This window comes from Eubacterium segne (assembly GCF_014287775.1).
Classification (GTDB): domain Bacteria; phylum Bacillota; class Clostridia; order Lachnospirales; family Lachnospiraceae; genus Eubacterium_G; species Eubacterium_G segne.
In genome coordinates this window covers 435,567-455,301 of sequence record NZ_JACOOZ010000001.1, presented here as the reverse complement: position 1 = coordinate 455,301, position 19,735 = coordinate 435,567, and the positions used below count along the sequence as shown (strand labels likewise).

General features: G+C 34.4%; 18 protein-coding genes. 16 read left to right on the top strand and 2 right to left on the bottom strand.

Annotated features, from left to right (window positions below; all coding sequences use genetic code 11):
• Positions 1 to 189 precede the first annotated feature (189 nt).
• The 10 genes from spoVT to H8S00_RS02145 all read left to right on the top strand — a co-directional run bounded on the left by spoVT (position 190) and on the right by H8S00_RS02145 (position 12,985).
• Complete coding sequence (spoVT, locus tag H8S00_RS02190; RefSeq protein WP_186839905.1) at positions 190 to 738, top strand: stage V sporulation protein T; 549 nt, start codon at positions 190 to 192, stop codon at positions 736 to 738.
• A 228-nt stretch (positions 739 to 966) separates the two neighbouring features.
• Positions 967 to 1,959, top strand: coding sequence for an aldo/keto reductase (locus H8S00_RS02185; protein WP_186839904.1), 993 nt, complete (start codon positions 967 to 969; stop codon positions 1,957 to 1,959).
• Between the two features lie 260 nt (positions 1,960 to 2,219).
• Entirely contained in the window at positions 2,220 to 3,491 is a 1,272-nt protein-coding gene (locus tag H8S00_RS02180; protein ID WP_021952142.1) for a substrate-binding domain-containing protein, read from the top strand.
• 84 nt (positions 3,492 to 3,575) lie between these two features.
• Positions 3,576 to 5,084, top strand: a complete 1,509-nt coding sequence (locus tag H8S00_RS02175; RefSeq protein WP_021952143.1) for a sugar ABC transporter ATP-binding protein — start codon at positions 3,576 to 3,578, stop codon at positions 5,082 to 5,084.
• A gap of 18 nt (positions 5,085 to 5,102) precedes the next feature.
• Positions 5,103 to 6,755: an ABC transporter permease subunit gene (locus H8S00_RS02170; protein WP_021952144.1), complete on the top strand. Its 1,653-nt coding sequence runs from the start codon at positions 5,103 to 5,105 to the stop codon at positions 6,753 to 6,755.
• Positions 6,756 to 6,921: 166 nt separating this feature from the next.
• Entirely contained in the window at positions 6,922 to 8,526 is a 1,605-nt protein-coding gene (locus tag H8S00_RS02165) for a response regulator (protein ID WP_186839903.1), read from the top strand.
• A gap of 11 nt (positions 8,527 to 8,537) precedes the next feature.
• Positions 8,538 to 10,415, top strand: coding sequence for a sensor histidine kinase (locus tag H8S00_RS02160; protein ID WP_186839902.1), 1,878 nt, complete (start codon positions 8,538 to 8,540; stop codon positions 10,413 to 10,415).
• Positions 10,402 to 11,370, top strand: coding sequence for a substrate-binding domain-containing protein (locus tag H8S00_RS02155; protein WP_186839901.1), 969 nt, complete (start codon positions 10,402 to 10,404; stop codon positions 11,368 to 11,370). The genes H8S00_RS02160 and H8S00_RS02155 overlap by 14 nt, the downstream gene beginning before the upstream one ends.
• Entirely contained in the window at positions 11,363 to 12,403 is a 1,041-nt protein-coding gene (locus tag H8S00_RS02150; RefSeq protein ID WP_118589304.1) for a galactose ABC transporter substrate-binding protein, read from the top strand. Before H8S00_RS02155 ends, H8S00_RS02150 begins: the two co-directional genes overlap by 8 nt.
• Before the next feature lie 18 nt (positions 12,404 to 12,421).
• Complete coding sequence (locus H8S00_RS02145) at positions 12,422 to 12,985, top strand: DUF6553 family protein (RefSeq protein WP_118589224.1); 564 nt, start codon at positions 12,422 to 12,424, stop codon at positions 12,983 to 12,985.
• Positions 12,986 to 13,058: 73 nt separating this feature from the next.
• Here H8S00_RS02145 and galT read toward each other — a convergent pair whose 3' ends face one another.
• Together galT and H8S00_RS02135 are read right to left on the bottom strand one after the other, a co-directional pair.
• Positions 13,059 to 14,549 carry a UDP-glucose--hexose-1-phosphate uridylyltransferase gene (galT, locus tag H8S00_RS02140; RefSeq protein ID WP_118589225.1) on the bottom strand — a complete coding sequence of 497 codons (1,491 nt, stop codon included), beginning with the start codon at positions 14,547 to 14,549 and terminating at the stop codon, positions 13,059 to 13,061.
• Positions 14,543 to 15,826, bottom strand: a complete 1,284-nt coding sequence (locus tag H8S00_RS02135) for a galactokinase (RefSeq protein ID WP_118589226.1) — start codon at positions 15,824 to 15,826, stop codon at positions 14,543 to 14,545. The genes galT and H8S00_RS02135 overlap by 7 nt, the downstream gene beginning before the upstream one ends.
• Before the next feature lie 161 nt (positions 15,827 to 15,987).
• Here H8S00_RS02135 and H8S00_RS02130 point away from each other — a divergent pair, with 161 nt between their 5' ends.
• The 6 genes from H8S00_RS02130 to yabQ all read left to right on the top strand — a co-directional run bounded on the left by H8S00_RS02130 (position 15,988) and on the right by yabQ (position 19,731).
• On the top strand, positions 15,988 to 16,983 hold the full coding sequence (locus H8S00_RS02130; RefSeq protein ID WP_118589227.1) for a LacI family DNA-binding transcriptional regulator: 996 nt from the start codon (positions 15,988 to 15,990) through the stop codon (positions 16,981 to 16,983).
• A 4-nt stretch (positions 16,984 to 16,987) separates the two neighbouring features.
• Positions 16,988 to 18,040, top strand: coding sequence for an aldose epimerase family protein (locus H8S00_RS02125; protein ID WP_118589228.1), 1,053 nt, complete (start codon positions 16,988 to 16,990; stop codon positions 18,038 to 18,040).
• Between the two features lie 122 nt (positions 18,041 to 18,162).
• A complete protein-coding gene (locus H8S00_RS02120) occupies positions 18,163 to 18,435 on the top strand; it encodes an HU family DNA-binding protein (RefSeq protein WP_021952154.1) in 273 nt (90 codons plus the stop codon).
• A 213-nt stretch (positions 18,436 to 18,648) separates the two neighbouring features.
• A complete protein-coding gene (locus tag H8S00_RS02115; RefSeq protein ID WP_021952155.1) occupies positions 18,649 to 18,891 on the top strand; it encodes an RNA-binding S4 domain-containing protein in 243 nt (80 codons plus the stop codon).
• Between the two features lie 73 nt (positions 18,892 to 18,964).
• Positions 18,965 to 19,249, top strand: coding sequence for a sporulation protein YabP (gene yabP, locus H8S00_RS02110; protein WP_021952156.1), 285 nt, complete (start codon positions 18,965 to 18,967; stop codon positions 19,247 to 19,249).
• Entirely contained in the window at positions 19,249 to 19,731 is a 483-nt protein-coding gene (yabQ, locus tag H8S00_RS02105; RefSeq protein ID WP_118589229.1) for a spore cortex biosynthesis protein YabQ, read from the top strand. The genes yabP and yabQ overlap by 1 nt, the downstream gene beginning before the upstream one ends.
• The last annotated feature ends 4 nt before the right edge of the window (positions 19,732 to 19,735 follow it).

The following is a 19,735-nucleotide window of genomic DNA, read 5'->3' as shown; positions in this document are numbered from 1 at the left end:
AAAAGAATTTATACATATTAAGGATACAGAATAACATAAATTCAACAGTAGTATATGTAGAATAAAAGAATATTTTCTTAATTTTTCCACATAATAACTCCAAAGCTTTTATTTAGCAAAACGGGATTTTGCCAGACATAAGAAAAAGCAAAATCACTATAAATTTGATAATGGAGGAAAAGTGGGTATATGAAAGCAACAGGTATAGTCAGAAGAATAGACGATTTGGGAAGAGTTGTAGTTCCTAAGGAAATCCGACGGACTCTTAGAATTAGAGAAGGTGATCCCATGGAGATTTTTACTAATAGAGAAGGAGAAATAATTCTGAAAAAATATTCTCCAATAGGTGAAATTGACAGTTTTGCCAAGCAATATGCGGAAAGTCTTGCACAGGTGTCAGGATATCGTATAGTGATAACTGACAGAGATCAGGTAATTGCCGTAGCAGGAGGAACCAAAAAGGAATTAATAGGCAGAGGAATTAGTAAGGAATTAGAAAATCTCTTAGAAGCAAGGGAAAATCTTACCACAGAAAATGGAGTTGAAAAGGCTATACCAATAGTTGAAGGTATGGAAGCACCTGAGATGGATCAGATTATTTATCCAATAATATGTGAAGGTGACATAATAGGAAGCGTAATCATTCTTTCAAAGGATGAAAAGCAGAAGGTAAGTGTCACGGAGCAGAAGTTAGCAGGAGTGGCGGCTGAATTTCTCGGACGCCAGATGGAAGCATAAAATATTATAAAAGCCCGAAATTGTTATAAACCTAGTAAAGACTAGAAAATACTATTGTAAATAACAGTTTCCGGGCTTTTATTTGCAATATAAATAATAAGGAGTAATTGAAAAAATATAATTGATAACAGCAAAAAATATTAAATTGACAAAAATATTTATAAGTGACAAAATACCATTAATAATAAACGTGACAGGAGTGTATATTTACACGGAAAGGATGAAAATATGTACATTGCAGATAAAAAAAGATATGAAAAAATGAAGTATTCAAGGTGCGGAAACAGTGGATTAATGTTGCCACAGGTTTCTCTGGGACTATGGCATAACTTTGGTTCTAACGGAAATTTTGATAACATGACAGAAATGTGCTATACCGCCTTTGACAATGGAATAACTCACTTTGATTTGGCTAATAACTATGGACCAGTAGCAGGAGCGGCAGAAGAAAATTTTGGAAGAATATTAAAGAGAGGGCTTGATGCATACAGAGATGAAATAATTGTTTCTACTAAGGCAGGATACGGTATGTGGCAGGGACCTTACGGTGATGGGGGAAGTAAAAAATATCTTGTGGCAAGTCTTGATCAAAGTCTTAAAAGAATGGGACTGGATTATGTTGATATTTTTTATCATCACAGACCTGATCCTAATACGCCTTTAGAGGAAACAGTGAGAGCCTTAGACGGAATTGTAAAAAGCGGTAAAGCTTTGTACATAGGCATTTCAAATTACAATAGAGAACAGACCATGGAAGCTGTTAAGCTGTTTAACGAATATGGAACACCTTTTATAATAAATCAGAGAAGATATTCCATTTTTGACAGAACAATAGAAAATGACGGATTAAAAGATTATGCTGCTTATAATGGAATAGGAGTAATAACATTCTGTCCGTTAGAGCAGGGAGTATTAACAGACAGATATATTAACGGTATCCCTGAGGACAGTCGTGTCCGTACAGATGGACGTTTCCTTAAAGAAAATGCCATAACTGAAGAAAAAATAAACAGGGTTAAGGCATTAAGAGGAATTGCAGCAAAAAGAGGACAGACTTTAGCGCAAATGGCATTATCATGGATTTTGAGAGATGGTGATATTACCAGCGTGCTAATAGGAGCTTCAAGACCGTCACAGATTCTTGATAACATTGGATGTATAAATAATACAGAATTTTCCAAGGAAGAAAGAGAAGCTATTGATAATATAAGTTTAATGTAATTAGCATAATAAATAACTAAAAAATAGTATTCGGAAATTAAAGACTTTTTAAACTTTAGTTTCATGAATACTATTTTTTTACCTTTAACATAAAAACGATTTTAGTAAAAATACCTATAAAAATTGTTAAAAAACAGTAAAATTTTGATAATTTACCTAAAAATATTCTATTTTTTCTAAAAAGAAATGAAATTATAATAAAGTTAGTCAATAAAGACAGGAAAAAAACAACAATATTAACAAATAGGAGGAATATTAAGATGAGAAGATCAAAGTTTTTAACAGTTTTAGTTGCAGCAGCCCTTGGAATGTCAATGGTAGGCTGCGGATCATCAGGAGGAAGTTCAGGAGGAACTTCAACCGGTTCAGTGGCAAATAAGGATAAGCCATTATGCTGGTTTAACCGTCAACCGTCAAACAGCTCCACAGGCGCTCTTGACACAACAGCACTTAATTTCAACAAAGATACATATTATGTAGGATTTGATGCTAACCAGGGTGCAGAACTTCAGGGACAGATGGTATTAGATTACATTAAGGCAAACATCGACAAAATCGATAGAAATGGAGACGGAATAATCGGTTATGTTCTTGCCATCGGAGATATCGGACACAATGATTCAATCGCACGTACATGTGGTGTTCGTACAGCTCTCGGAACAGCTGTAAAGAAAGACGGAAGTGTTGATTCATCACCGGCAGGAACCAACGTAGACGGCAAATCAAAAGCTGTACAGGATGCAACTTTGGAAGTTAATGGAAAGACATATACAGTCAGAGAGTTAGCATCACAGGAAATGAAGAATTCAGCCGGTGCAACATGGGATGCAGCAACAGCAGGAAATGCCATTGGAACATGGACAGCTTCATTTGGCAAACAGATTGATGTAGTTGTATCAAATAATGATGGTATGGGAATGTCAATGTTTAATGCATGGGCTAAGGACAACAAGGTTCCAACATTTGGATATGATGCTAACAGCGATGCAGTAGCAGCTATAGCAGAAGGATACGGCGGAACAATTTCACAGCATGCTGATGTTCAGGCATACCTTACACTTAGAGTTCTCCGTAATGCACTTGATGGTGTAGATATTGATACAGGAATTGGAACACCTGACGATGCAGGAAACAGCCTTACAAAGGATGAAGATTACAGATACAGCGAAGAAGAAAGATCATATTACGCATTAAACGTTGCTGTAACAGCTGACAACTACAAAGATTTTACAGATTCAACAAAGATTTACGACAAGGTTTCAAAAAAGCTTGATTCAAGCAAGAGCGCAGAAAAGAAAGTATGGCTTAACATTTACAATGCATCAGACAACTTCCTTAGCTCAACATACCAGCCATTACTTGAAAAGTATGATGACCTTCTTAACCTTAAGGTAGATTATATTGGTGGTGACGGACAGACAGAATCAAATATTACTAACCGTTTAGGAAATCCGGGTGAATATGATGCATTCGCAATTAACATGGTTAAAACAGATAATGCAGCTTCATATACATCAATTCTCTCAAAATAGAGTTAAAGGTAAATTGAAATAATTAACAGGAAGGGTGGCGAAATAAAGCCTCCCTTCTTTGAAAAAGAAAGAGGAAGTGTAGATATGGTGGAAGATAAGAATGAATACATCCTGTCGATTAACGGCATGAGTAAATCATTCGGCCGAAATAAGGTTCTGAAACATATTAATTTGAATGTTAAACCGGGATCAATAATGGGCCTTATGGGTGAAAATGGAGCAGGTAAATCGACAATGATGAAATGTCTCTTCGGAACCTATCAAAAGGACGAAGGAACAATAATATTAGACGGAAGGGAAGTTAATTTTTCCGGTCCAAAAGATGCTCTTGAAAACGGGGTTGCCATGGTTCATCAGGAACTTAATCAGTGTCTCGAAAGAAGCGTTGTTGACAACCTGTTTTTAGGCAGATATCCTAAAAACTCATTAGGCATGGTTGACGAAGGAAGAATGAAAAAAGAAGCTTCCGATTTATTTAGAAAATTAGGAATAACTGTTAATATGACACAGCCAATGAAGAAAATGTCTGTGTCCCAGAGACAGATGTGTGAAATTGCAAAGGCTATTTCATATAATTCAAAGGTAATCGTACTTGACGAGCCTACATCATCATTAACAGCACCGGAAGTAGAAAAGCTGTTTAAAATGATGAGACAACTAAAAAGTCAGGGAATTTCATTAATATATATATCCCATAAGATGGACGAAATTTTTGAGATATGTGATGAAATTTCTGTTTTACGAGATGGAAGTCTGGTAATGACTAAGGACAGCAAAGATACAAATATGAATGAGCTGATATCGGCTATGGTTGGTCGTTCCCTAGATAACAGATTCCCACCTGTAGACAACAAACCGGGAGAAGTGATTTTCTCAGTGGAAAATCTTTCTACAAAATATGCACCAAAACTTCAAAATATTTCTTTTGATATAAGAAAAGGTGAAATATTTGGATTATACGGTTTAGTTGGAGCCGGTCGTACAGAACTCCTTGAAACTATATTTGGTGTCAGAACACGAGCAGCAGGTAATATAATGTATGATGGAAAAGTAATGAATTTTTCATCACCTAAAGATGCCATGGATCATGGATTTGCTTTAATAACGGAAGAAAGAAAAGCAAACGGTCTTTTCTTAAAAGGAGATATTACATTTAATACTACCATTGCAAACATGAATCATTATAAGAGAGGCATTGCTTTATCAAAGGATGACATGGTTCGTGCAACAGCAGAGGAAATAAAGGTAATGCACACCAAGTGTATGGGACCTGATGATATGATTTCAAATCTTTCAGGAGGAAATCAGCAAAAAGCAATATTTGGTAAATGGCTTGAACGTTCACCAAATGTATTTATGATGGATGATCCTACCAGAGGTATTGACGTTGGCGCAAAATATGAAATATATGAGTTGATTATTAATATGGCTAAACAGGGAAAAACAATAATAGTTGTTTCATCTGAAATGCCGGAGATATTAGGAATCACAAATCGTATTGGCGTAATGTCTAATGGACATCTTGCAGGAATAGTTAATACAAATGAAACAAATCAGGAAGAATTATTAAGGCTTAGTGCTAAATATTTGTAGGAGAGAGGAGTATTTAATATGGCAGAGAAAGGTGTTATTCTTTCGGTTGATGAAGAACAAAAGCTTCTTAAGCCGATAGATGAATATGTTGGAAAAATACAGAAACAAATAGATTCCTTACGTGCAGATGGTTCAGATAAAGTCAGAAGTTTAAAGAACCACATGGCAATTGTAAAGGAAAACAAGAATTTAACTAAAGAAGAAAAGGCAAAAATTATTGAAAGTGACAAAAAGGCTTTAGAAAAGGCAAAGGCAGTTGAAAGCTCAAACAAGAATGAAGTTTCAAAGCTTATTGCCCAGGCAGAAGAATATCTTTCAAAAAATTATGACAGCCAGTATTACAGTAAAGTTTCAGCTAGTTGTGAAAGTGAAAAAGCAGTTGAAAAAACAAATTATGAAAAAGTTTGTGCTGAATTAAAAAAGGAACATGAAGCTGCTTTAAGCAAATTATCAGATTCAGAAGAAATTAAAGACGAAAAATATGTTTATAAAAATAAATTATATGATGCTAAGATGACTCATGAATCAAAATGTCAGGAAATTAAAGACAGAAAACATGATGCATATATGCATAAGTATCATTTAATTGATTTGCTGCGTACATCAAAGTATACATTTGCCCAGAAGATGCAGCAGAGAATGGAGAATTATAAATATACATTTAATTTATCACAGTTTTTATACAAAAACGGTTTGTATATTGTAATTATTTTGATTTTTATTGCATTATGTGCAATTACACCGGTAGTTAAAAATACACAGCTTCTTACATACACAAACATACTTAATATTTTACAGCAGGCATCACCAAGAATGTTCTTAGCCCTTGGAGTTGCAGGATTGATTCTTTTAACAGGAACAGACCTTTCTGTTGGACGTATGGTTGGTATGGGCATGGTTGCTTCAACAATTATAATGCATAATGGCATTAACACAGGTGGTGTATTCGGACATATATTTGATTTCTCCAATATGGCACCTGCTGGAAGAGCAGTATTTGCTTTAGTTGTTTGTATTATTCTTACAACATGCTTTGCAATGATTGCAGGTTTCTTTATGGCGAAGTTTAAAATGCATCCGTTTATATCAACTATGGCTAACATGCTTATTATATTTGGTCTTGTAACTTATGCAACAAAGGGTGTTTCATTTGGTGCCATTGATCCGGCAATTCCAAATATATTTATTCCACAGCTGGGAGGATTCCCAACAATTATTTTGTGGGCAGTAGTTGCAATAGCAGTTGTATGGTTTATCTGGAATAAGACAACCTTTGGAAAGAACTTATTTGCAGTAGGTGGAAACCCTGAAGCAGCATCAGTTTCCGGTATATCAGTATTTAAAGTTACAATGGGAGCTTTCATTCTTGCAGGTATCCTTTATGGATTCGGCTCATGGCTTGAATGTAACAGAATGGTTGGTTCCGGTAGTGCAGCTTATGGACAAGGATGGGATATGGATGCCATTGCAGCCTGCGTAGTAGGTGGTGTTTCATTTACAGGTGGTATTGGTAAAATCTCAGGTGTTGTAACAGGTGTTCTTATATTTACATCTCTTACATATTCACTTACAATTCTTGGAATTGATACAAACCTTCAGTTTATTTTTGAAGGAATCATTATTCTTGCAGCAGTAACACTTGACTGCCTTAAATATGTACAGAAGAAATAATGGAAAAGTAATAAAATTTTTTAAATGATAAATGCTAAAAGTCGTTCTAATTGTCTAAGGGCAGTTAGGACGATTTTAGCATTAATTATTTTATTTGATTTAATTGTTTGTTATAATAATTAAATAGAAATACAGGATAAAATAACTATTAAATAAGGAAAGTATTATGGATAAATATAAGGTCATTCTAGTAGATGATGAAGAAGAAGTTATTGATGTAATTAAACAAAAAATAGCCTGGGACCAGCTGGGATTTCAGGTAGTTGGCAGTGCAACTAATGGAGTAAAGGCATTAGAGCTTGTTGAAAAGACACAGCCGGATGTGGTTATTACTGACATTAAGATGCCTTATATGGATGGCCTTGAGTTATCTAAAAGGCTTAATGATGATTACAGAAATATTCACATTATTATATTTACGGGATTTGATGAATTTGAATATGCAAAGGAAGCAGTTCATCTTGAGGTTGAAGAATATATGTTAAAACCCATCAATTCCCAGGAATTAACTGAATGTTTAAAAAGGGTAAAAAATTCATTAGATGTAGAAAGAGAAGAAAAATTAAATGTTCAGAAACTTGAGAATTATTTTAATGATGTACTCCCAATACTTCAGACCAATTTATTTGTTTCATTAATTGAAGGAAGAGTTGATGAAGGGGAATATTCAAAATTTGTGGATTCCTATAAAATTGATTTAAAGGGACCCTATTATTGCTGTGCAGTTTTCCATACATCCACTCATCATGTTCCTGAAAATATGGAACCTTTGTTATTGTCAATGTCTGTTGAAAGGGAAATAAAGGAAAGAATTGCCGAAAGAATAAATTGCAGGGAATTTATTTATTTAGGAAATACGGTATTAATTATTGAATTAAGTTCTAAAGAAAAAATGGTGGAATTTACGGATATTTGTGACAAATTCTGCAAATGGGTAAACAGGGTTATCGGTGCCGTGGTTACAGCAGGTATAGGCAGAATGTGTGATAATATATTAAACATAAACAGTTCTTATGAAGGAGCAAGAGAGGCAGTATCATACAGGGTTTTATATGGAACCAACAGGGCAATTAATATAGAAGAAATTGCACCTAATGAGCAAAACATGACTATACAGTCAGAAGATTCAAAAATGCATGATTTATTTAAGGCAATATATTTAGGAAACAGTAAATCCATAGAAGATGCAGTTAGCAGGGAAATAGAAAAATTACACAAAAATGCTAATACAGTCAGCCAGTATAATTTAGTAATAATGGAAATGGTAGGGGCATTTTACAGATTTTGTGCCAACAACTTTATGGACTTTAACGACTTTTTAAATGGAATAGATAATCCTTATGAAAATGTTCCTCAAATGGACGAAAACACATTGGAATCATGGTTAATTGACTGTTCATTAGGTGTAAGCGGGAAATTAAAAAGTGTCCGAAACAGCAAGTCCATGAGTTTAGTAAATGACGGAAAGAACATAGTAAGGGACAGATATATGGAACCGGATTTATCCTTAGATAAAGTATGTTCTTTAATGGGAGTATCAAATTCATATTTTTCATCTGTGTTTAAAAAGGAAGTAGGTAAGTCCTTTGTTACATATCTTACAGATTACCGAATGGAAATTGCTGCAGGATTAATAATGGATACAAATGAAAAAAGCTACAAAATAGCTGAAATGGTGGGATATACCGACGCCAATTACTTCAGTTATGTATTTAAGAAAAAATATGGAGTATCTCCATCTAAATATAGAAATGAGAAATTAGGTAAATAATTACGGGAAATATGGCAATAGTGGATAAAATAAAAAAAGCAGACGGAAAAAATAAAAAAGGCGGCATAAGGTCTTTTCGTGAAGGAACGGTGAGATTTGATATTCAGTCTATTATTATGGCAGTTTTAACCACATTAACGATTATTACTACTATAATTATGGGACTGCTTATTTATAACAGATTTAAGATTTCAGCGGAAGAAACCTCTGTGTCCGGTGCAGAAGACATTATAGATAGTGTAGTAGACAAAATAGACGGAGACCTTCTTGATATTAGGCAGATCTCAAATGTGGCAAATTATAATATTGTTCAGCAATATGATGTATCAGACCAAATGCTTAATAAAGAGTTTAGTTTATTATATGAAATTAATTCGGACAAAATACAAAGTATGGCATTATATGATACTTCCGGAAAGCTTATTGCAGCTGAACCTGTAGCATCAGAGAAAGAAAATGCCCATGTAAAACAACAGGATTGGTTTTCCAATGCCACAGATGAAATTGAAAACATCCATTTTTCCACACCTCACATACAGAATTTATTTACCGACGGAGCTTTTAAATATTACCGGGTGGTATCCCTAAGCCGTTCCGTAGATATTAATGATGGGGAAACGCCGGTTAGTGGTGTTTTACTTATAGATATGAAGTATTCCATTATAGAAGAAGCTTTAGATAGAATTAATGAAGATACAAATGGAATATATTATTATTTGTGCAACAGCGATGGAGAATTAATTTATCATCCAAGAAAGGTGGAAATAGACAGGGGAATTATTTCGGAAGACAGTACCCGGATTGCAGGCTATGAAGATGGAACCTATGAATTAAATCTCAATGGAGGCAGGGCAAACTATATTATAAGTAGTATTGCCTATACAGGATGGAAAGTTGTGGGTGTGGTTCCTGATAAAATTCAGACAATAAGCATAAATAAATTCAGGTATTACGTTATCATAACCATTATTTTCTTAATTATGATGCTTCTTGTGGTAAACAAAATAGTATCGGGAAAAATATCCAGACCTATATTAAATCTTAATGATTCAGTAAAATCCTACGAGGCAGGGGGTAAAAACAGAATATATATTGGAGGTTCCTCGGAAATCAGGGATTTAGGATATTCAGTACAAAAATCCTATGAGCAAATTGAGGACTTAATGAAGGAAATCATAAGACAGCAAAATGAACGAAGAAAAAGTGAAATGGATGCCCTACAAAGCCAGATTAATCCTCATTTCTTATATAATACATTGGAGTCCATCACATGGATGGTTGAAGCCGGTAAAAACAAAGAAGCGGTATTTATGATTTCTGAGCTTGCCAAGTTACTTAGAATAAGTTTGTCAAAGGGAAGAACCATAATTAAAATATCTGATGAATTACAGCATAGCAAAAGCTATATGAATATACAGATGGTAAGGTATAAGGAAAGATTCAAAATCAGATTTGACGTGGATGATGAAATTAATGACTATTGTATTGTCAAACTTGTTATACAGCCGATACTGGAAAATGCCATATATTATGGTGTGGGAGACATTGATATAGATGACGGCGAAATAGTTGTTACAGGTAAAAAAATAAATGACGATATATTTATAACCGTGGAAGATAACGGAATGGGAATGAGAGAGGAAGTAGTTGAGAATATACTTAAGGATAATAGTAAAACCCCTAAGCATGGTTCAGGAGTAGGGGTTATAAACGTTCATTCAAGGATTAAATTAATGTTTGGAGACCAATATGGCTTAAGTGTAGAAAGTGAAGCAGACGAAGGAACAAAAGTTACCATTCACATACCTGCAATTCCTTTTAATGAAGAAAACAGAAAAAATCTGGAAAATCAAAACATAGGAAGGAAGGATGAAAATGAAAAAAAATAAGACGGCCTTTCTCATTACGGAAATAATATTGTGTATGTTGGCAGTATTATTCACATATAGAATATTTGACCATGAAACACCGGAAAAAAAGATTGCAGTTATTGTGGAAAATTCCGGTGATAAAAACTGGGATTCGTTAATAAATGGTTTAAAAAGTGCGGCAAAAGTTAATAACTTACATTTAATTATATGTAACACAGATGATATTTATAGCGTTCAGGACGAAAAGGAACTGATGAAAGAACAGATTGACAATGGGGCAGAGGGATTTATTATCTGTCCGGCTCCCGGATCAAACACAAAAAATGAAATAAAGAAAATCTGTGGCGATATTCCATTTATATTTATAGTGGAAGATGCTTTTATGGGAGATGACGGGGAAAAATCGGGTTATCCTGTAATTAAGCCTGACAATTATAAAATTGGTTACAAGTTAGGAGAAAGCATTGTTAATGATTCAGCCAGAGGAAAAACAAAGGAAATAGGAGTTATTTTAGACCAGCACGAAAAAGAAAAAACTGTCAACACATACAAAGGTTTTATGGATGCCATAGAAGATTCAGATATTAAGGTGGCATGGACTTACAGTGGAATACGGGACCAGGATATTTGCAGCATTGTGAAAACCAAATCAAAGGTAGATTATCTGGTGGCAATGGACAATTATTCCTTAGATGAATTGGGAGCAAACAGTGAAAACGGGGTGTACAATGGGGCACAGATATACGGTATAGGCAGCAGCGAAAAATCCATAAGTTTGTTAGATAACGGAAATGTAAATTGTATTGTTGCTATTGATAGTTATGATATAGGTTATAGAAGTGTTATGGAAATTTCTAAAAAGCTTAACAAATTATTTTATGAAATGAAAAGTTACAATGTTAAGGCAAAAGTAATTTATCAGAAAGATTTATTTACTGATGAAATGGAAAGGTTTTTATATTCTTATGAGTAAAATAAATAAGAAGGCAGTTATTGCATTTGTAATGGGAATTGTACTTATATGTACCGCTACAGGATGTAGTCAGAAGAAAAAAAGCAGAGATGACATTTTAAGGGTGGGTATAGTTACATATACTCAGGATGATCCTTTTATAAATGCAATGGTAGAAAAGGTTAAGGAAGATTTAAAGGCCATGGAAAGTGATGACATGAAGATAATTGTGTCAGGAAGAAATGGCGATGATGACCAGAGAAATCAAAATGAATTAGTTGAAGAAATGATAGATGCAGGATGCGATATAATGTGTGTCAATTTGGTGGACAGAACTGCACCGGGGAAGATTATTAAGCTTGCAAGACAAAATAACATACCTATAATTTTCTTTAACCGTGAGCCTGTAAGGGAAGATCTTATGCAGTGGGACAAGCTATATTATGTTGGTTGTGCTGCAGAGCAGTCAGGAGTTATGCAGGGAGAAATCGTTGCAGATTATTTGGCGAAACATCCGGATGTGGATAAAAATAAAGACGGCAAAATACAATATGTTTTATTAGAGGGTGAAGCAGGACATCAGGATGCCATAAGCAGAACAGATTGCTCAGTAAAGACAATTATACAAAATGGAATTGACTTGGAGAAATTAAGCTATCAGTTTGCAGATTGGAACAGAGGTCAGGCGGAAAACAGAGTTACCCAGTTAATAAGTCAGTATAAAAACAGAATAGAACTGATTATTTCCAATAATGATGAGATGGCATTAGGAGCCGTTGCCGCATACAAAAAATCGGGGTACGGAAAGAAAGAGATGCCTATAATATTTGGAATTGACGGATTAGAGGATGCTTTAGAGGCAATAAAAAACGGGAAAATGCAGGGAACAGTGTACAACGATAAAGAAGACCAGGCTATGGAAATAGCAAAATTAGTGGTTGATGTTTTTAAAGGAAACAGTTTGCAAGGTCACAACTTAAATCAGGGCAAATATTATGTTTCCCAGTATAAAAAGGTAGATATTGATAGTGTAGATAGTTTTATAGGAAGATAAGGAGCACAGGAGATTTATATGGAGGATACATGGATTAGGGAGTTTTATAATGAAACAGACCCGGAAGCAAGACTGGAAATTTTAAATGACCATAAATTAGAAGATGAAATAGGGCTTTTTATGGAAAAATTATGGATTGCCAGGTACGGAAAAAGAAAGCCTAAGAAAGATTTGTTTATGGGTTATCTTATGCAGATGAAAAGTCTGTCTGAAAGAAATGCAATGGATATAGGGGGAAGCAAAAAGAAAGAGCTATATGAAATTATCAATGGATTATACCTGTTTAATGCCTGTGAAAGAAGCACTAAGGAGAAGAAAATTTTGTTTCTTGAAATGAAAAATGTATTTTTAAAGTTTATAGAAACCAGTAAAAACGGAAGGGGATTTACATCTGCTGTGTTTGGTCTGGGGCAATTATCTGATGAAGGAGTGGCAAAAAAGATTGCTGAACAAATAAGTGCAATTGCCTTTTATACCCCTCATATGTTTCACTTAGACAGGGAATTTGAGATTTTTCAGAATGCAGCCTTATCTGCATACAGAGAAAAGTACCCTAACAGGGAACATTTTCTTACAAAATAAAATTTGTTTATGAGAAGGAACTATCCCTTAAATTAATATAAAAAGCATTTAAAAGGATAGTTCCGGGAGGATATTATAAGGTGTTTATAAATTTTTTAAAGGATGTAAGTCCGTCAGGGGTACACTTATAAACACCGGCATCTTCTAAAACTTTTATGAAAACTTTTCCTATTTCATCCTGTAAAACGGAAAAGATATTATCACATGTTATGTCATTTCTATGGGTCAGAATGTCTTTGACCCATTTTTCATGCTTTGCTATGTGACTGTTTGAGGAAATGTCCTTTTCATTTATTATATAATTTGCCAGCAGATTCATTTCCTCTTTAAGCCTTGATGGAAGAACTGCCAGTCCCATTACTTCTATAAGCCCGATATTTTCTTTTTTAATATGGTGTAGCTCCTCATGAGGGTGGTATAACCCAAGAGGATGCTCTTTAGTAGTAATATTATTTCTGAGAGTTAAATCCAGCTCATATTTACCATTTCTAAAACGGGCAATTGGGGTAATGGTATTGTGAAGCTCGTTGTCTGTTTTGGCAAAAATATAAGCATCACTATCAGTGTAACTACGCCATTTATTAAGAATGTGTTCAGCTAAGTCTATAATATCTTCAGTGGAATCTGAAGTAAGTCGTATCACTGATAAAGGCCATTTTAATATGTCACAGGAAACATTAGGGTATCCCTCTACATTAAATGAATATAATGATGAAGCCTTTGCCATGGCAAAAGTATAATTTCCTCCCTGAAAATGGTCATGGCTTAGTATGGAGCCTCCAACAATTGGAAGGTCTGCATTAGAACCAATAAAATAGTGAGGAAACATTTTAACAAAGTCAAAAAGCTTTACAAAGGTGGATTTGTCTATCTTCATAGGAACATGCTCACCATTAAACACAATACAGTGTTCATTGTAGTACACATAAGGGGAGTATTGAAGATACCACGGGGTACCATTAAGAGTTAAGGGAATAATCCTGTGATTTTCCCGGGCAGGGTGGTTTACATGACCTGCATAGCCCTCATTTTCCTTACAAAGAAAACACTTAGGATAGTCAGAGGACTTAACATTCTTTGCAGCAGCAATTGCCTTAGGATCTTTTTCAGGTTTGGATAAATTAATGGTAATGTCTAATTCTCCGTAATCAGAATTAACTTTCCACTTTAAGTCTTTTGCAATTCTGTCTAAACGAATATAATTAGTATTGCAACTGAAATTATAGTAAAAATCTGTTGCAGCTTTAGGGGATATTTCATAATGCTTTTTAAAATTCTCCTGAACCTGTGAAGGCATAGGAGTGATACAACCCATTAATTTAGTATCAAATAAATCCCTGTAGGTTATGCTGTCAGGTATGAGATTTTTTTCTACTGCAATATCAGTTAAAGACTTAAGTATTTCATTAAGAGAGGGAAGGTCATTATCTATATCAGGATTTGAAAAATAATCCCTGTTATATAATGAAATAATAGTATTTATGCAGTAATATTTATCCGCCTCTTTAATTAAATCTTTCCTTATTCCGTAAGTAACTAATTGTTTAATATATGTATCTAACATACTTTGGTACCTCCCACGTTTCTAATGGATAAAATATGACAGGAATCAGTTCCAAAAACTTTTTCTATATATTTTTTATATTCATCAACAATACTGTTTTTTACGAAAACCTGAATGGTTCCGGCAAATCCACCGCCGTGAACACGGCACACACCGTCATCACCCAAAAAGTTTTCCGTAAGGGTAAGTGCCAGGGAAATAGGCTGATTTGTGGCGTCCTTTGGAGAATAAATATTTTGAAGAAGTTTATAAGAAGAATCTCCGGATTCCTTTACAGTGTGCAAAAATTCCTCAAACTCGTAATTCTTTAATGCCTTACTTTCAACCTGAACACGTCTGTTTTCGTTAAAGAAATGAATTGCCCTAAGAATTGCTCTTGAACTGACTTTTTTAGAAAGCACGGGAATTTCATTAAAAAATTCCTCACTATTTATTTCACCTAACAAATTTTTACCCATGGCAGCGGCAACTTCCTTCATTTCATAAGGAATGCTGGCATAATCATCTGTTAAATCAGCATGGGAACCCTTTGTGTCCACGATACAAAGAGAATATCCCTCTTTATTCAGGTCAAAATTAACCTGTTCTATAACAGGTTTTTCCGGATTCTTGAAATTAATGTGAACAAAATTACCTACTGAACATGCCATCTGATCCATTAATCCGCAAGGTTTTCCAAAAAACTGATTTTCAGCATACTGACCGATAATGGCAATATCCACAGGAGAAATAGTCATGTTGTTAAAAAGCCCTGAAAGAATAGTGCCTATAAGGGTTTCAAATGCAGCAGAAGATGAAAGACCTGCACCGTTTAACACATCACTGGTTATGCAGGCGTTAAATCCTCCGATTTTAAAGCCGTGATTAGTAAAACCATTTAATACCCCTTTAATAATGGAAGTTGTAGTGCCTTCTTCCTCTTTGTTGTAGGAAATATTATTTAAATCAATTTCTATAGGTGCATATCCTATGGAATATATATTAATCTTATTATGGGAATTGTTAGAAACTATAGCTATGGCATCAAGATTGATGGAAGCAGCAAGAACCTCGCCATGCTGGTGGTCTGTATGATTACCGCCTACTTCCGTTCTTCCTGGAGCACTGTATATTTCAACGTCTGTGTCACCAAACAAAGAAATACTTTTATTAATCATATCAGTATAACGTTTTCTCTGATAATTAATGGCTTCCCTATTGTCCGGGTAAAGCTTTATCAATACATCGTCAAATTCTTTATTTTCAAATTTTCTTAATATTTCTCCTGAGTTAATCATTTTGTACCTCCGAATCTATCCTTTTTAGTAAATATATAATAAGTTTAGTAAAAAATCAACACTTTCATGAAAATATTTACTAAATTTTTAAAAAAACTAGTAAAATTTATAAAAATAATATATACTTGTAAAAGATGTAATACATAACGTGGAGGTTATATATGGCAAGGATTAAGGATATAGCTGAAAAATCAGGAGTAAGTGTATCGGCAGTGTCAAGAATACTTAACAATGATCCTACATTATCAGCTTCATTAGAAACTAAACGGAAAGTAATGAAAGTGGCAAAGAAGCTGGGGTATAAAAAAATACCCAAAGCCAGCAAAGCCCTGTTTAAACTGGGAATTTTACAATGGTTTTCACCAAAGCAGGAAATGGAGGACAGTTATTACTTAGATATTAGAAGAGGTGTAGAAGATTTTTGCCTGAAAAACAGCGTGGAAATAGTAAGAACCTTTAAAACTGATGTTAATTACCTGGAACAGTTAGAAAGTGTCGACGGACTAATATGCATTGGAAAATTCAGTGATATTGAAATAAAGGAATTAATAGAAATAACAGATAATATAGTATTTTTGGATATGCCTGTTAAAAATTATCTGGCATCTTCCATTACAATGGACTTTAAAAAGGCTGTTTATGATGTTATGGAATATTTTGAAGAATTGGGACATAAACAGGTGGCATTTTTAGGAGGAATGGAATATCTGGATGAAAATACGGAATTTGAAGATGACAGAAAAAGATATTACTGTGAATTTTGTGAAAGTCGTGGATATGAATACGAAAAATGGTTAAAAACAGGTATGTATTCCGTAGATTCAGGCTATGAAATGATGGAGGAAATAATAAAATCCGGAGACTTGCCTACCGGGGTATTTGCAGCCAGCGACCAGATTGCCATAGGAGCCATAAAGGCACTGGGAGATTATAAAATTAATGTACCGGAAAGGGTGTCAGTTATGGGATTTGATGATTCAGACATATGTCGTTATTCCACACCGGAGCTTGCCACGGTACATGCTCCTGCATATGAAATGGGACAATATGGTGTAAATATTTTGTTCGCAAATTCCAATTTAAGCCGTAATGCACCCATTAGAATAAAAATGGCATGTAAACTTGTTAATAGAAAAAGCTGTGGAAAGGTAAAATAGTAAAATGAAAAAAGAAGAGTTTGGAAGGGTATCAGACAATACAGTTGCAACGTTATATACGTTGGAAAACAAAAATGGAATGAAAGTGAAAGTCACGGATTTTGGGGCAACTTTGGTTTCCATAGAAGTTAAGGATAAAAATAATGTTTTAACGGACGTGGTTTTAGGTTACGACAGCGGGGCGGAATATGAAAATTCTAATACATTTTTTGGAGCAAACGTATGTAGAAATGCCAACAGAATATCAGATGCCAAATGCGAGATAGAGGGTGTAGAGTACAAACTTGAAGCTAATGATGGAAAAAATAATCTTCATAGCGGAAAAAACTGCACTGCCCATAAAATGTGGAAAAAATGCGGGGAAGAAAATGAAAACAGCATATCTTTCAAGATATTAAGCAGGGATATGGAACAGGGATTTCCCGGAAATATGGAGATTATCCTTACATATACACTGTTAGAGGATAACACCCTTAAGCTGTCATACAAGGCAAAAACAGATAAAACAACAGTGGCAAATTTTACAAATCATTCCTACTACAACTTAAATGGTCATAGCAGTGGCAGTATATATAATCATGTACTAAAACTAAATGGAAAATATTTTACCCCGGTGAAATCAAAAGAATCCATACCTACCGGTGAAATTAGAAACGTACAGGGTACACCATTTGATTTTACAAAGGGAAAAAACATAGGAAAGGATATTCACTGTCAGGATGAACAGCTGGCATTTGGAAGTGGATATGACCATAATTTTGTTATAGATAAAGAAGGCAATGAGTTAGTAAAGGCAGCCACAGTTTATGGCGATAAGTCGGGAATTGTAATGGAATTATATGCAGACACTCCGGGAATACAGTTATATACTGCAAACTTTGTGGAGAATGAATCAGGGAAAAATGGGGCAATATATCAGAAAAGAGAAGCTTTTTGCTTAGAACCTCAATATTTTCCAAATCACATAAATGAAAGGAATTTCAAATCGGGAATATTGTTGCCTGATGATGAGTATCATTTGAATATACAGATGAAATTTTACACAAGGCAGAAATAAGGGAAAACCCCATAAAATAGGCAGTTTTCCTTGACAAAGGATATTAAATAGAGTATAAACTTTATAGATGATGAGAGAAGAATCTCATTAATAATCAAGATAATTATCAAGGAGGAATAACGATGAACAAGACAGAATTCGTAGCAGCTATCGCAGAAGAAGCTGGAATTTCAAAGACAGACGCAGCTAAAGCAGTTAAGGCTTTCACAGACGTTGTAGTAGAAGAAATGAAGAAAGGTGAAAAGATTCAGTTAGTTGGATTTGGTACATTTGAAGCAGCTGAAAGACCTGAACGTCAGGGAATCAATCCTGCAACAAAGGAAAAAATCACAATTCCTGCAGCTAAGGTTCCTAAATTCAAAGCTGGTGCAGCTTTAAAGAACGCTCTTAACTAATTTGTAATATATAGATTTTGAAACACATCAGGTGTTTCGAAATCGTAGTTGACCAGCCATGAAATGGCGTGATTTGCGAAGCAAATTTATGAAACGGTAATCCTACACCGTTTCGTAAGTTATAGTTATTGAAAGCATTGCGTACTTACAACTTTTGTGAGTACGCATTTATTTTTTTTATTATATTTACATTAAAAAAAAGGAGGCACAGAAATGAGAATAGATAAATTTTTAAAGGTATCAAGAATAATAAAAAGACGTACAGTTGCCAATGATGCATGCGATGCCGGAAGAGTTTTAGTAAACGACAAGGTGGTTAAGGCATCCTATGATGTTAAGGTAGGTGACATTATACAGATACAGTTTGGACAAAGAACCGTAAAGGTAGAGGTGTTAAATTTAAACGAGACGGTAAAGAAGGAAGCCGCTTCAGAAATGTATAAGGATTTAAGCTGATAAGGCAACTTAAAAGCATAAATTATGTTATTGTGAATATATTGTCCTATAAGAAATTTGGGGTGGTTATCCTATGGAACAAAGTAATATATCAAAATCTCACAAACTTTCAATGGACAATAGAAAACGCCTTACCCTTACAGGCATAAAAGATGTTGTATCCTTTGATTTAACCCAGATTCTGTTAGAATCAACCTTGGGAATGATTCATATTAAGGGTAGTGACATTAAGGTTACAAGACTTAGCCTTGAAAAGGGAGAAGTAGATATTGAGGGAACGGTAGACAGCATTGTTTATTCAGATGTTAAGGATTATGGAGAAAAAGGAAAATCCATTCTTAAAAGGATGTTTAAATAATGAGCGGGCAGATAAGTGAAGAGGCAATGCTTATACTTATGAGCATTTATGGGGGAATTGTTTTAATAATATGCTACGATGTAGTGCGGATATTAAGGCGGATATTTCCTGCAAAGTTGTTTAGGGTAATAGTTGAAGATGCCATTTACTGGACTTTTGCATCAATATTTATGTTTAACATATTTTTAAGATACAATTATGGAAAACCACGTTTTTTCTCTGTGATTATGGCTCTTGGCACCATGGCGGTTTTTGAATGGATTATTGGCAGGAAAATTATAGATGCTTTAGCATTAAGAATAAAAAAACTTGGCAGAATTTTAGCAAAGCCATTGAAAAAGTTATGTAAAGTGGTTAAACTTATATTTTATAAGGTAATTAAAAATATAAGAGCAAAGAAGGAAAAAAAGAATGCCGGAAGAAAGCGGAAGAAGAGCCACGTCAAGGCTAAACACCATAAGGCAAAAAAGAATAAAGAGTAAAAGA

What these genes read in the sequence shown, in the direction of transcription:
- spoVT (WP_186839905.1), top strand. Translation starts at nt 190, where the DNA reads ATGAAAGCAACAGGTATAGTCAGAAGAATAGACGATTTGGGAAGAGTT.
- H8S00_RS02185 (WP_186839904.1), top strand. Translation starts at nt 967, where the DNA reads ATGTACATTGCAGATAAAAAAAGATATGAAAAAATGAAGTATTCAAGG.
- H8S00_RS02180 (WP_021952142.1), top strand. Translation starts at nt 2,220, where the DNA reads ATGAGAAGATCAAAGTTTTTAACAGTTTTAGTTGCAGCAGCCCTTGGA.
- H8S00_RS02175 (WP_021952143.1), top strand. Translation starts at nt 3,576, where the DNA reads ATGGTGGAAGATAAGAATGAATACATCCTGTCGATTAACGGCATGAGT.
- H8S00_RS02170 (WP_021952144.1), top strand. Translation starts at nt 5,103, where the DNA reads ATGGCAGAGAAAGGTGTTATTCTTTCGGTTGATGAAGAACAAAAGCTT.
- H8S00_RS02165 (WP_186839903.1), top strand. Translation starts at nt 6,922, where the DNA reads ATGGATAAATATAAGGTCATTCTAGTAGATGATGAAGAAGAAGTTATT.
- H8S00_RS02160 (WP_186839902.1), top strand. Translation starts at nt 8,538, where the DNA reads ATGGCAATAGTGGATAAAATAAAAAAAGCAGACGGAAAAAATAAAAAA.
- H8S00_RS02155 (WP_186839901.1), top strand. Translation starts at nt 10,402, where the DNA reads ATGAAAAAAAATAAGACGGCCTTTCTCATTACGGAAATAATATTGTGT.
- H8S00_RS02150 (WP_118589304.1), top strand. Translation starts at nt 11,363, where the DNA reads ATGAGTAAAATAAATAAGAAGGCAGTTATTGCATTTGTAATGGGAATT.
- H8S00_RS02145 (WP_118589224.1), top strand. Translation starts at nt 12,422, where the DNA reads ATGGAGGATACATGGATTAGGGAGTTTTATAATGAAACAGACCCGGAA.
- galT (WP_118589225.1), bottom strand. Translation starts at nt 14,549, where the DNA reads ATGTTAGATACATATATTAAACAATTAGTTACTTACGGAATAAGGAAA.
- H8S00_RS02135 (WP_118589226.1), bottom strand. Translation starts at nt 15,826, where the DNA reads ATGATTAACTCAGGAGAAATATTAAGAAAATTTGAAAATAAAGAATTT.
- H8S00_RS02130 (WP_118589227.1), top strand. Translation starts at nt 15,988, where the DNA reads ATGGCAAGGATTAAGGATATAGCTGAAAAATCAGGAGTAAGTGTATCG.
- H8S00_RS02125 (WP_118589228.1), top strand. Translation starts at nt 16,988, where the DNA reads ATGAAAAAAGAAGAGTTTGGAAGGGTATCAGACAATACAGTTGCAACG.
- H8S00_RS02120 (WP_021952154.1), top strand. Translation starts at nt 18,163, where the DNA reads ATGAACAAGACAGAATTCGTAGCAGCTATCGCAGAAGAAGCTGGAATT.
- H8S00_RS02115 (WP_021952155.1), top strand. Translation starts at nt 18,649, where the DNA reads ATGAGAATAGATAAATTTTTAAAGGTATCAAGAATAATAAAAAGACGT.
- yabP (WP_021952156.1), top strand. Translation starts at nt 18,965, where the DNA reads ATGGAACAAAGTAATATATCAAAATCTCACAAACTTTCAATGGACAAT.
- yabQ (WP_118589229.1), top strand. Translation starts at nt 19,249, where the DNA reads ATGAGCGGGCAGATAAGTGAAGAGGCAATGCTTATACTTATGAGCATT.